This is a genomic window from Dickeya oryzae (assembly GCF_009372235.1).
In the GTDB taxonomy this organism is placed as follows: Bacteria; Pseudomonadota; Gammaproteobacteria; order Enterobacterales; family Enterobacteriaceae; genus Dickeya; species Dickeya oryzae.
This window is the reverse complement of sequence record NZ_SULL01000022.1, coordinates 1-12803: the sequence shown is the minus strand read 5'-3', so window position 1 is coordinate 12803 and position 12803 is coordinate 1. Positions and strand designations below refer to the sequence as shown.

Below are 12803 nucleotides of genomic sequence, written 5' to 3'. Positions count from 1 at the left end.
ACGAATCACAAAACGCTGAAAGCGTTTTTTAACGTCACCTGTGACGGCCCGTAGGGTGAGTTCCACCGTCAGGTGGAACGAATCACACAACGCTGAAAGCGTTTTTTAACGTCGCCTGTGACGGCCCGTAGGGTGAATGTCACATCAGGCTATTGTTAAACAATCACGGGCATGAATAAAAGCTTCCCGTGTGAAATAAGAATATAAAAAAAACCGCACCTTATCGCTAAGGTACGGTTTTTTATTATCGGGGGAAGTGACGATTATTCGTCGTCGCTACCACCCAGACCAGCGTTCAGCAACTCAGCCAGGTTGGCAGAGGCTTCTTCAGCACTCACCTGCGGTGTAACCGGCAGCTCGCCTGCCTGACGGCGACGCATACGATCCTGATGGTATGCATAACCGGTACCGGCCGGGATCAGTCGACCCACGATGACGTTTTCTTTCAGGCCACGCAGTTCATCACGTTTACCTGCAACCGCCGCTTCCGTCAGTACGCGAGTCGTTTCCTGGAACGATGCCGCGGAGATGAAGGACTCGGTAGCCAGAGACGCCTTGGTGATACCCAGCAGGTCACGGCTATACGTTGCCGCAATCTTGCCGTCCGCTTCCAACTGACGATTGGCGATCTTGATGCGCGACATTTCCACCTGCTCGCCTTCCAGGAACTCAGAGCTACCCGGATTGACGATGGTGCCTTTACGCAGCATCTGACGAACGATAACTTCGATGTGTTTATCGTTAATCTTAACGCCCTGCAGTCGGTAAACTTCCTGCACTTCGTTGGTGATGTAACGGGTTACCGCATGTACGCCACGCAGACGCAGGATATCGTGCGGAGACTCTGGACCATCGGAGATCACGTCACCACGTTCCACACGTTCACCTTCGAACACGTTGAGCTGACGCCACTTCGGAATCATCTCTTCGTACGGTTCGCTGCCATCAACCGGCGTAATCACCAGACGACGTTTGCCTTTGGTTTCTTTACCGAAGGATACCACACCGCTGACTTCCGCCAGGATTGCCGGCTCTTTCGGACGACGTGCTTCAAACAAGTCAGCAACGCGCGGCAGACCACCGGTAATATCCTTGGTACCGCCGGATTCCTGCGGAATACGCGCCAGGGTATCACCCGCGCCGATCTGTGTACCGTCTTCCAACTGGACAATCGCTTTACCCGGCAGGAAGTACTGTGCCGGCATGTCGGTGCCCGGAATCAGTACGTCATTACCGTTAGCGTCAACGATTCTCAGTGCCGGACGCAGATCTTTACCACCACCGGTACGTTCTGCACTGTCCAGAACCACGATAGAAGACAGACCGGTCAGCTCGTCGGTCTGACGAGTAATCGTCTGGCCGTCGATCATGTCGGTAAAGCGAATGCTACCGCCCACTTCGGTAATAACCGGCATGGTATGCGGATCCCAGTTCGCGACAGTTTCACCGCCCGCGACATCGTCACCGTTCCCTTTCGCCATGACCGCACCGTAAGGCACTTTATAGCTTTCTTTGGTACGGCCGAATTCGTCGATCAGCTTCAGTTCGGTGTTACGCGAGGTGATAACCAGCTTACCAGCGTTGTTCATAACGAACTTGGCGTTGCTCAGTTTCAGGCTACCTTTGTTTTTCACCTGAATGCTGGATTCTGCTGCCGCACGCGATGCCGCACCACCGATGTGGAAGGTACGCATCGTCAGCTGGGTACCCGGTTCACCGATGGACTGTGCCGCGATAACCCCGATAGCCTCACCCTTGTTGATGATATGGCCACGTGCCAGGTCGCGACCGTAGCACTTAGCACACACGCCGAAGTCGGTTTCACAACCTACAACAGAGCGTACTTTCAACGCATCAACAGAGTTTTCTTCCAGCAGGTCACACCATTTCTCGTTCAGCAGCGTATTGCGCGGAACCAGAATGTCTGCAGTGCCCGGTTTCAGCACGTCTTCTGCCGTCACACGGCCCAGTACGCGCTCACGCAGCGGCTCTTTCACGTCGCCGCCTTCGATAACCGGCGTCATCATGATGCCTTCGTGGGTACCGCAATCATCCTCGGTCACCACCAGGTCCTGTGCTACGTCAACCAGACGACGCGTCAGGTAACCGGAGTTCGCCGTTTTCAGTGCGGTATCCGCCAGACCTTTACGCGCACCGTGCGTGGAGATGAAGTACTGGAGTACGTTCAGACCTTCACGGAAGTTCGCGGTGATTGGCGTTTCGATGATGGAGCCATCCGGCTTCGCCATCAGACCACGCATCCCCGCCAGCTGACGAATCTGTGCCGCAGAACCACGCGCACCGGAGTCGGCCATCATAAAGATGCTGTTGAAGGACACCTGTTTCTCTTCTTCGCCGTTACGGTTGATAACGGTTTCAGTAGAGAGGTTTTCCATCATCGCTTTGGCCACGCGCTCATTCGCCGCAGCCCAAATGTCGATAACTTTGTTGTAGCGTTCGCCCGCGGTAACCAGACCGGACTGGAACTGCTCCTGAATCTCGGCAACTTCGGCTTCTGCTTCGCTGATGATTTCCACTTTCTTCGCTGGGATCACCATATCGTCGATACCAACGGAAGAACCGGAACGCGCCGCGTAGGCAAAACCGGTGTACATGATCTGGTCAGCGAAAATAACCGTCGGTTTCAGACCCAACACGCGGTAGCAGGTGTTCAGCATCTTGGAGATTGCTTTCTTACCCAACGCCTGGTTGACGATGGAATAAGGCAGACCTTTCGGCACGATCATCCACAGAATCGCACGACCTACGGTGGTGTCGATCAGGCTGGTTTTCTGCGTCCACTCGCCCTGTGCATTCTTCTGATGCTCAGTAATACGCACTTTTACACGCGCATGCAGTGAAGCCAGACCTGCACGATAAATACGTTCTGCTTCTTTCGGACCAGTCAGCACCATGCCTTCGCCTTTGGCGTTAACACAGTCACGGGTCATGTAGTACAGACCCAATACCACGTCCTGAGACGGAACGATGATCGGCTCGCCGTTCGCTGGCGACAGAATGTTGTTGGTGGACATCATCAGCGCACGCGCTTCGAGCTGGGCTTCCAGCGTCAGCGGTACGTGAACAGCCATCTGGTCGCCGTCGAAGTCGGCGTTATAGGCCGCACACACCAATGGGTGCAACTGAATCGCTTTACCTTCGATCAGAACCGGTTCAAACGCCTGAATACCCAAACGGTGCAGAGTCGGCGCACGGTTCAGCAGTACCGGGTGTTCGCGGATAACTTCATCCAGAATATCCCAGACTACCGCTTCTTCGCGTTCTACCATCTTCTTGGCAGCTTTGATGGTGGTAGCAAGACCACGCAGTTCCAGCTTGCCGTAGATGAACGGTTTGAACAGTTCCAGCGCCATTTTCTTCGGCAGACCGCACTGATGCAGACGCAGGTACGGACCTACGGTGATAACAGAACGACCGGAGTAGTCCACACGCTTACCGAGCAGGTTCTGACGGAAACGACCCTGCTTACCTTTGATCATATCGGCCAAAGATTTCAGCGGACGTTTGTTAGAACCGGTGATGGCACGACCGCGACGGCCGTTATCCAGCAGCGCATCCACCGCTTCCTGCAACATACGTTTTTCGTTACGTACGATGATATCAGGAGCAGCCAGATCCAACAGACGTTTCAAACGGTTGTTACGGTTGATCACGCGGCGATACAGATCGTTCAGATCGGAAGTCGCGAAACGACCGCCATCCAGCGGTACCAGCGGACGCAGGTCCGGCGGCAGCACAGGCAGCACGGTCAGGATCATCCACTCCGGCTTGTTGCCAGACTGTACGAACGCTTCCAGCAGCTTGATGCGTTTGGTCAGTTTCTTACGTTTGGTCTCGGAGTTGGTTTCGTTCAGCTCTTCACGCAGCTGTTCGCATTCCTGCTCCAGATCCATGTTTTTCAGCAGAGCCTGGATAGCCTCGGCACCCATCTTAGCGTCGAACTCGTCACCAAACTCTTCCAGCGCATCCAGATACTGTTCTTCGGTCAGGATCTGACGGCGTTCCAGATTGGTCATCCCGCCTTCGATAACCACATAGGATTCGAAGTACAGTACACGTTCGATATCACGCAGCGGCATATCCAGCAGCAGACCGATACGGGACGGCAGCGATTTCAAAAACCAGATGTGAGCGGTCGGAGACGCCAGCTCGATGTGGCCCATGCGCTCACGACGCACTTTAGTCTGGGTCACTTCAACGCCGCACTTCTCACAAATCACGCCACGGTGTTTCAGGCGCTTGTACTTACCGCACAGGCACTCATAGTCTTTTACCGGCCCAAAGATACGGGCGCAGAACAGACCGTCACGTTCTGGTTTGAACGTACGGTAGTTAATGGTTTCTGGCTTTTTTACTTCACCAAAAGACCAGGAACGGATCATGTCTGGCGAGGCCAGAGCAATTTTGATCGCATCAAACTCTTCGGTTTTAGTTTGCGCTTTCAGAAACTTTAATAAGTCTTTCACGGATTGGCTCCTGTCGGAGTTAGACCTGTCAGGCACCTAAACCATGTTGTTAACAACATGATTCAGGTGCCCCTGTAACGAATGCTCGCAGCGCTATCGGGCTGGGATTACTCTTCTTCCAGCTCGATGTTGATACCCAGGGAGCGGATTTCTTTCAACAATACGTTGAAGGACTCCGGCATACCCGGCTCCATCCGGTGATCGCCATCCACGATGTTTTTGTACATCTTGGTACGGCCGTTCACGTCATCGGATTTCACCGTCAGCATTTCCTGCAGGGTATAGGCTGCGCCGTAAGCTTCCAGCGCCCACACTTCCATCTCACCGAAGCGCTGACCACCGAACTGCGCCTTACCACCCAACGGCTGCTGGGTAACCAGGCTGTAAGAGCCGGTTGAACGGGCATGCATCTTGTCATCAACCAAGTGGTTCAGTTTCAGCATGTACATGTAGCCCACGGTAACCGGACGCTCAAACTGCTCGCCAGTACGGCCGTCGAACAACGTAATCTGACCGGAAGTCGGCAGATCACCGAGTTTCAGCAACTCTTTGATCTCGTTTTCCTTGGCACCGTCGAACACCGGCGTGGCGATCGGCATACCTTTCTTCAGATTCTCCGCCAGACGCAGAACTTCTTCATCGCTGAAGGTGTTCAGGTCGACTTTCTGGCGTACATCGTTGCCCAGGTCATAAGCGCGCTGGATGAACTCACGCAGTTTGGCCACTTCCTGATGCTGCTTGAGCATGGCGTTGATCTTGTCGCCGATGCCTTTCGCTGCCATACCCAGGTGGGTTTCCAGAATCTGACCGATGTTCATACGTGATGGTACGCCCAGCGGGTTCAGTACGATGTCGACCGGCGTGCCGTTCTCGTCGTAAGGCATATCTTCGATCGGGTTGATCTTGGAGATAACACCCTTGTTACCGTGACGACCTGCCATCTTGTCACCCGGCTGGATCTGACGTTTAACCGCCAGATACACCTTAACGATCTTCAGCACACCCGGTGCCAGATCATCACCCTGAGTGATTTTGCGACGTTTGGCTTCGAGTTTCTTCTCGAATTCGTGTTTCAGCTCGTCGTACTGCTCAGCCAACTGCTCCAGCTGATTCTGCTTCTCTTCGTCGGTCAGACCCAGTTCCAGCCAACGCTCGCGCGGCAGCTTGTCCAGTTTGTCGGCTTCAACGCCACCGGCAACCAGCACATCATGGATACGGGCAAACAGACCGGCTTCCAGAATCTGCAGTTCTTCAGTCAGGTCTTTCTTGGCCTGCTTGAGCTGCATTTCTTCGATTTCCAGCGCACGTTTGTCTTTTTCCACGCCATCGCGGGTAAAGACTTGTACGTCGATAACCGTACCGGAAACGCCGTTCGGCACACGCAGAGAAGAGTCTTTTACGTCAGACGCCTTCTCACCGAAGATCGCGCGCAACAGTTTCTCTTCCGGCGTCAGCTGAGTTTCGCCTTTCGGCGTCACTTTACCGACCAGAATATCGCCGCCGGTGACTTCCGCACCGATGTAAACGATACCGGATTCATCCAGCTTGGAGAGCGCCGCTTCACCCACGTTCGGGATATCAGCCGTGATCTCTTCTGGCCCCAGCTTGGTGTCACGGGACACACACGCCAGTTCCTGAATGTGGATAGTGGTAAAACGGTCTTCCTGTACTACACGCTCGGAAACGAGGATGGAGTCTTCGAAGTTGTAACCGTTCCACGGCATGAACGCTACGCGCATGTTCTGACCCAGCGCCAGTTCACCGAGGTCGGTAGACGGACCATCAGCCAACACGTCGCCACGTTCAACCGGCTCACCCAGTGACACACATGGCATCTGGTTGATACAGGTGTTCTGGTTGGAACGGGTGTATTTGGTCAGGTTGTAGATATCGATACCTGCTTCGCCCGGATACATCTCTTCTTCGTTAACTTTGATAACGATGCGAGAAGCATCGACGTACTGCACGGTACCACCGCGTTTAGCAACCGCAGTTACACCGGAGTCAACGGCAACAGCACGTTCCATACCAGTACCCACCAGCGGCTTGTCAGCACGCAGGGTCGGAACCGCCTGACGTTGCATGTTCGCACCCATCAGGGCGCGGTTGGCGTCATCGTGTTCCAGGAACGGGATCAGTGAAGCACCCACGGAGACCACCTGTTGGGTGGAAACGTCCATGTAGTCAACCTGATCACGGCTGAACAAGCTGGATTCGCCTTTGCTACGGCAGGTAACCAGTTCATCAATGAAGTGGCCTTCGTCATCCAGGTTGGTGTTCGCCTGAGCAATAACGTAGTTGCCTTCTTCGATCGCCGACAGGTAATGAATTTCGTCAGTGACCACGCCATCGCGTACACGGCGGTACGGGGTTTCCAGGAAACCATACTCGTTAGTCTGTGCATACACGGACAGCGAGTTGATAAGACCGATATTCGGACCTTCCGGCGTTTCGATAGGACATACACGACCGTAGTGAGTCGGGTGTACGTCACGCACTTCGAAGCCAGCACGTTCACGGGTCAAACCGCCAGGGCCGAGAGCGGAGATACGGCGTTTATGCGTAATCTCAGACAACGGGTTGTTCTGGTCCATAAACTGGGACAGCTGGCTGGAACCGAAGAACTCTTTCACCGCTGCAGAAATCGGTTTGGCATTGATCATGTCCTGCGGCATCAGCGTATCCAGGTCGCCCAAGGACAGACGCTCTTTCACCGCACGCTCAACACGCACCAGACCAACGCGGAATTGGTTTTCCGCCATTTCACCGACAGAACGGATACGACGGTTGCCCAGATGGTCGATATCGTCGACTTCGCCTTTACCGTTACGAATATCGATGAGCTTTTTCATCACATCGATAATGTCTTCTTTGCTCAGGATACCGGAACCTTCGATTTCCTCACGCAGCAAAGAGCGGTTGAACTTCATGCGGCCAACCGCAGACAGATCATAGCGATCTTCAGAGAAGAACAGATTTTCGAACAGCGTTTCGGCAGCTTCACGTGTCGGCGGCTCACCAGGACGCATCATGCGGTAGATCTCAACCAGCGCGCTCAGGCGATCGTTGGTTGGGTCAACACGCACGGTCTCGGACATGTACGGGCCGTGATCCAGATCGTTGGTGAACAGCGTTTCAATACGCTTGTGACCGGACTGACTCAGTTTAGCCAGCAGATCCAGCGACAGCTCCATGTTCGCCATCGCGATCACTTCACCGGTGCTTTCATCCACATAGTCTTTCGCCAGCACTTTGCCTGCGATGTATTCAACCGGTACTTCGATACGTTCGATACCGTCTTTTTCCAACTGACGGATATGGCGCGCGGTGATACGGCGGCCTTTCTCAACGTAGACTTTACCGTCGGCTTCGATGTCGAACGAGGCGGTTTCGCCACGCAGACGTTCCGGCACCAGTTCCATCTGCAACTTATTGTTGTGGATTTCATACACCACTTTATCGAAGAACAGGTCCAGAATTTCTTCGGTGGAGTAATTCAATGCGCGCAGAATGATGGTAGCCGGCAGTTTACGGCGACGGTCGATACGGACAAACAGGTTGTCTTTCGGGTCGAATTCAAAGTCCAGCCAGGAACCACGGTAAGGAATAATACGTGCGTTATACAGCACCTTACCGGAAGAATGGGTTTTACCCTTATCGCTGTCAAAGAAGACGCCAGGACTACGATGTAACTGAGAAACGATAACGCGCTCAGTACCATTGATAACAAAGGTACCGTTGTCGGTCATGAGCGGGATTTCGCCCATGTACACTTCTTGTTCTTTGATGTCTTTAACGGTGCCTTCCGGCGCTTCGCGCTCGTAGATCACCAGACGCAGTTTTACGCGCAGCGGCGCGGAGTAGGTAACGCCACGGATTTGACATTCCTGAACGTCAAAAACCGGCTCACCCAGACGGTAGCTGACATATTGCAGTTCAGAGCTGCCGCTGTAACTTGAGATAGGGAATACGGAACGGAATGCAGCTTCCAGACCATACTGACCTTCCGGATCTTGCTCGATGAACTTCTGGAACGAGTCAAGCTGGATAGAAAGGAGATATGGGATATCCAGAACTTGTGGACGTTTCCCAAAATCCTTACGAATACGTTTTTTCTCGGTATAGGAGTAAACCATAGGGTTCCTCAGCTCGCTGACAAGTCGACCCACTTTGTCCGCCCTGATAAGGACGGTTCATGCAACACCATTTATGTCGATCGGAATATGGAACACATTCCGCAATACCTGTTTCTATCACTCTTAAACCATTTCATTGCGCTTTACACAGAACAGACTGCTCTGGCGCAGTATATTAAGTCGTCGATAGAAACAAGCATTGATGGGAAACCGGTAGTCAAACAGTGTGAAACGCTACCGGCACCCTACAGCGCAAAAAGGCTGGTGACCAAAAAGTCACCAGCCATCAGCCTGATGACTCAGGCTGCAACCGGAAGGGTTGGCTTATTTAACTTCAACTTCAGCGCCAGCTTCTTCCAGAGATTTTTTCAGAGCTTCAGCGTCATCTTTGCTCACGCCTTCTTTCAGGGCAGCCGGAGCAGATTCAACCAGGTCTTTCGCTTCTTTCAGACCCAGGCCAGTTGCGCCACGTACTGCTTTGATAACAGCAACTTTGTTAGCGCCAACAGCTTTCAGGATAACGTCGAACTCAGTTTTCTCTTCAGCAGCTTCAGCCGGGCCAGAAGCAGCTACAGCAACAGCGGCAGCAGCAGAAACGCCGAATTTTTCTTCCATTGCAGAGATCAGCTCAACAACGTCCATTACAGACATAGCGGCTACTGCTTCAATGATTTGATCTTTAGTGATAGACATAACAATTGTTCCTAACAATCAGAAAAAGTTTATACGTTAGCAAATGCGATAACAGGAAGAGCGCGATTACGCGGCTTCTTTCTGATCGCGAACAGCAGCCAGAGTGCGGACCAGTTTGCCTGCAGAGGCTTCTTTCATGGTCGCCATCAGGCGTGCAATTGCTTCTTCGTAAGTCGGCAGAGTAGCCAGACGGTCAATTTGAGCCGCCGGAATCAACTCACCTTCAAAGGCTGCCGCTTTGACCTCAAATTTTGCATTCGCTTTCGCGAACTCTTTGAACAGACGAGCAGCTGCGCCCGGGTGTTCCATCGAGTATGCAATCAGGGTCGGACCAACAAACGTGTCTTTCAGGCATTCGAATTGAGTGCCTTCAACGACGCGGCGCAGCAGGGTGTTACGAACAACACGCATGTATACGCCAGCTTCACGACCTGCTTTACGCAGTTCAGTCATTTTATCTACGGTAACGCCGCGGGAATCCGCAACTACCGCAGACAGCGCGCCTTTGGCAACTTCGCTGACTTCAGCAACAATCGCTTGTTTGTCTTGAAGATTTAATGCCATTAGCTTTTGCTCCTGGATTTAGCCGGAAAAAATTTCCGGAACTCACTTCACCCGCCACCAACTTAGTAGACAGGCGTTAAAACACGGTGAGCAGAATCCAGCAGGACTATTCTTTAAAAAAGAATAAAAATGTTCTTTAGGCTCTGTCACCGTCTACGCAGGAAAATTAAGTTTCTAACGAAACACCTGCGGTCTTGGACGGAGGCCTGGATAGGCCAGGCTCCAACCGAAAAAATCGTCTCTTGTTCATTTACAGAACAACGGGCGTAAGATTATAAAGAAATCCCTCGCCCGGGTAAAGAGGAACAAAAGCTATCAGTTAGCGACTGCGTTCAGACCGCTCTGATCGATGGCAACACCAGCACCCATGGTGGTGGAGATGCTAACTTTCTTGATGTACACGCCTTTAGCCTGAGCCGGTTTCGCTTTTTTCAGCGCAATCAGCAGAGATTCCAGGTTTTCTTTCAGTTTGTCAGCGTCGAAATCAACCTTACCGATGGTGGTGTGGATGATACCGTTCTTGTCGTTACGGTAACGGACCTGACCTGCTTTAGCGTTTTTCACTGCTTCAGCAACGTTCGGTGTTACGGTACCCACTTTCGGGTTCGGCATCAGGCCACGCGGCCCCAGGATCTGGCCCAGTTGACCAACAACGCGCATTGCATCTGGAGAAGCAATAACAACGTCGAAGTTCATCTCGCCTTTCTTGATCTGATCAGCCAGGTCGTCCATACCAACCAGGTCAGCGCCAGCAGCTTTTGCCGCTTCAGCGTTAGCACCCTGGGTAAATACGGCAACGCGAACAGTACGGCCAGTACCGTGCGGCAGTACAGTTGCACCACGAACGTTCTGGTCAGATTTACGTGCATCGATGCCCAGGTTTACGGCAACGTCAACACTTTCAACAAATTTAGCAGTGGCCAGCTCTTTGAGCAGGGCAACGGCTTCGTTGATGTCATACTGTTTGGTTACATCAACTTTTTCACGGATCACGCGCATGCGCTTGGTCAGCTTAGCCATTTCTTAGTCCTCCACTACCAGGCCCATGGAACGAGCAGTACCTTCGATGGAACGCGCCATGGCTTCCACGCTGGCACCCGTCATGTCCGCTGCTTTGGTCTGAGCAATTTCCAGAACCTGAGCACGGGTCACTTTACCTACTTTGTCTTTGTTCGGCTTACCGGAACCAGACTTAATGCCAGCTGCTTTTTTCAGCAGTACAGATGCCGGCGGAGTTTTGGTAACGAAAGTGAAGGAACGGTCGGCGTAAACAGTGATAACAACCGGAATCGGCAGACCCTTTTCCAGGCTTTCTGTCTTGGCGTTGAATGCCTTACAGAATTCCATGATGTTAACACCCTGCTGACCCAGAGCCGGACCGACTGGCGGGCTCGGGTTAGCCATACCAGCTGCAACCTGCAGCTTGACATAGGCTTGTACTTTCTTGGCCATTTAACTTTCCTCTAATGGGTAATAGCGCTTCGCAAAGAAGCTCCCCGCGTTTTATAAACATGTTACACGTCTTAAAGACGCATAAAACAAAGGCGCGAAATTGTAGGTCAATTTCGCGCCGGATACAAGTATCGAATTCAGGCAATAATTAGCCTTTTTCCACCTGGCTGAAATCCAGCTCAACAGGGGTTGCTCGACCAAAGATAGATACAGAAACCTTCAGGCGACTCTTCTCGTAATCGACTTCTTCCACCACACCGTTGAAATCGGCAAATGGGCCATCGTTGACACGTACCATTTCGCCCGGCTCGAACAACGTCTTCGGCCGTGGTTTGTCGCCCACCTGTTGCAGACGATTCATGATAGCGTCGACTTCTTTATCGCTGATCGGTGCTGGGCGATCGGAGGTCCCCCCGATGAATCCCATGACACGAGGCACACTGCGGACTAAATGCCAGCTGGCATCGTCCATCACCATCTGCACCAGTACATAGCCCGGGAAGAATTTACGTTCGCTCTTACGACGCTGGCCACCACGAATCTCAACCACTTCCTCAGTCGGTACCATGACTTCGCCAAAGTGATCTTCCATGCTATGGAGTTTGATATGCTCACGCAAAGACTGCGCTACGCGACCTTCAAAGCCAGAAAACGCCTGAACGACGTACCAACGTTTCTTTGGAGCTTCAGACATCTTAGAACCTCAGGCCAGTAATGAACGATACCAGACGCACCAGAATGCCATCCAGTCCCCATAAAATCAGCGACATAACGGCAGTTACAGCAGCAACGATCAGAGTGGTATGCAACGTTTCCTGTCGGGTCGGCCAGATCACCTTGCGAACTTCGGTCCGGGCTTCACGTGCAAACAACACCGTTGCTTTGCCTTTTGTCGTCAGCAATGCCACGCCGCCTGCAGCAGCAATTAAAACAACGACAGCCAACGCACGCAAAGGCAAACTGAATTCACGGTAGTAATAGTTACCTACAATTGCCGCGATCAGTAATACTGCAACGACCAGCCATTTCAGCGCCTCAAGACCACGCCCGCTCTCCTGAGCTTCGGTATTCGCACTCATAAACCAACCTGTCACTAGATTCAGACAAATAATTTTGCCCTGCCGTAAGGGCAAACCAGACCGGATGCGTTCTAACCTCAAGCTATCCGGGACTCACACCGCTTACACAGAGCCCATCTCACCAATGATTATACTGCACAATCGCTGATGAGATAGGTTCTACGACGACAGCGTAGAAAAAGGGCATCAAATGATGCCCTTTTACCGCATGTTGCGTCAAATTTTATCAGCAATTAAGCGATAACTTTGGCAACCACGCCGGCGCCTACAGTACGGCCACCTTCACGGATAGCGAAACGCAGACCGTCGTCCATCGCGATCGGAGCAATCAGGTTTACAACCATCTTGATGTTGTCGCCAGGCATAACCATTTCCACGCCTTCCGGCAGTTC

General features: G+C 52.5%; 9 protein-coding genes. All 9 read right to left on the bottom strand.

Features of this window, described 5'->3' with window-relative positions; genetic code table 11:
- Nucleotides 1-263: 263 nt before the first annotated feature.
- Complete coding sequence (rpoC, locus tag FAZ14_RS19715; protein ID WP_016943871.1) at nucleotides 264-4487, bottom strand: DNA-directed RNA polymerase subunit beta'; 4224 nt, start codon at nucleotides 4485-4487, stop codon at nucleotides 264-266.
- A gap of 107 nt (nucleotides 4488-4594) precedes the next feature.
- Nucleotides 4595-8623, bottom strand: a complete 4029-nt coding sequence (gene rpoB / locus FAZ14_RS19710; protein WP_038903028.1) for a DNA-directed RNA polymerase subunit beta — start codon at nucleotides 8621-8623, stop codon at nucleotides 4595-4597.
- Nucleotides 8624-8947: 324 nt separating this feature from the next.
- Nucleotides 8948-9316 (bottom strand): 50S ribosomal protein L7/L12, encoded by a 369-nt coding sequence (gene rplL / locus FAZ14_RS19705; RefSeq protein WP_016943873.1) that lies wholly within the window; start codon nucleotides 9314-9316, stop codon nucleotides 8948-8950.
- A 66-nt stretch (nucleotides 9317-9382) separates the two neighbouring features.
- Complete coding sequence (gene rplJ, locus FAZ14_RS19700) at nucleotides 9383-9880, bottom strand: 50S ribosomal protein L10 (protein ID WP_012882962.1); 498 nt, start codon at nucleotides 9878-9880, stop codon at nucleotides 9383-9385.
- Nucleotides 9881-10195: 315 nt separating this feature from the next.
- Nucleotides 10196-10900: a 50S ribosomal protein L1 gene (gene rplA, locus FAZ14_RS19695; protein WP_016943874.1), complete on the bottom strand. Its 705-nt coding sequence runs from the start codon at nucleotides 10898-10900 to the stop codon at nucleotides 10196-10198.
- 3 nt (nucleotides 10901-10903) lie between these two features.
- Complete coding sequence (gene rplK / locus FAZ14_RS19690) at nucleotides 10904-11332, bottom strand: 50S ribosomal protein L11 (protein WP_016943875.1); 429 nt, start codon at nucleotides 11330-11332, stop codon at nucleotides 10904-10906.
- A gap of 148 nt (nucleotides 11333-11480) precedes the next feature.
- Nucleotides 11481-12026 carry a transcription termination/antitermination protein NusG gene (gene nusG / locus FAZ14_RS19685; protein WP_012882959.1) on the bottom strand — a complete coding sequence of 182 codons (546 nt, stop codon included), beginning with the start codon at nucleotides 12024-12026 and terminating at the stop codon, nucleotides 11481-11483.
- 1 nt (nucleotide 12027) lies between these two features.
- Nucleotides 12028-12411 (bottom strand): preprotein translocase subunit SecE, encoded by a 384-nt coding sequence (secE, locus tag FAZ14_RS19680; RefSeq protein ID WP_013315920.1) that lies wholly within the window; start codon nucleotides 12409-12411, stop codon nucleotides 12028-12030.
- 233 nt (nucleotides 12412-12644) lie between these two features.
- A partial coding sequence (locus FAZ14_RS19675; protein ID WP_478210376.1) for an EF-Tu C-terminal domain-related protein occupies nucleotides 12645-12803 on the bottom strand: 159 nt, incomplete at its 5' end.

Bases quoted from the DNA above. Each gene is read 5' to 3' on its own strand.
- rpoB (WP_038903028.1), bottom strand. From the start codon at position 8,623: ATGGTTTACTCCTATACCGAGAAAAAACGTATTCGTAAGGATTTTGGG.
- rplL (WP_016943873.1), bottom strand. From the start codon at position 9,316: ATGTCTATCACTAAAGATCAAATCATTGAAGCAGTAGCCGCTATGTCT.
- rplJ (WP_012882962.1), bottom strand. From the start codon at position 9,880: ATGGCATTAAATCTTCAAGACAAACAAGCGATTGTTGCTGAAGTCAGC.
- rplA (WP_016943874.1), bottom strand. From the start codon at position 10,900: ATGGCTAAGCTGACCAAGCGCATGCGCGTGATCCGTGAAAAAGTTGAT.
- rplK (WP_016943875.1), bottom strand. From the start codon at position 11,332: ATGGCCAAGAAAGTACAAGCCTATGTCAAGCTGCAGGTTGCAGCTGGT.
- nusG (WP_012882959.1), bottom strand. From the start codon at position 12,026: ATGTCTGAAGCTCCAAAGAAACGTTGGTACGTCGTTCAGGCGTTTTCT.
- secE (WP_013315920.1), bottom strand. From the start codon at position 12,411: ATGAGTGCGAATACCGAAGCTCAGGAGAGCGGGCGTGGTCTTGAGGCG.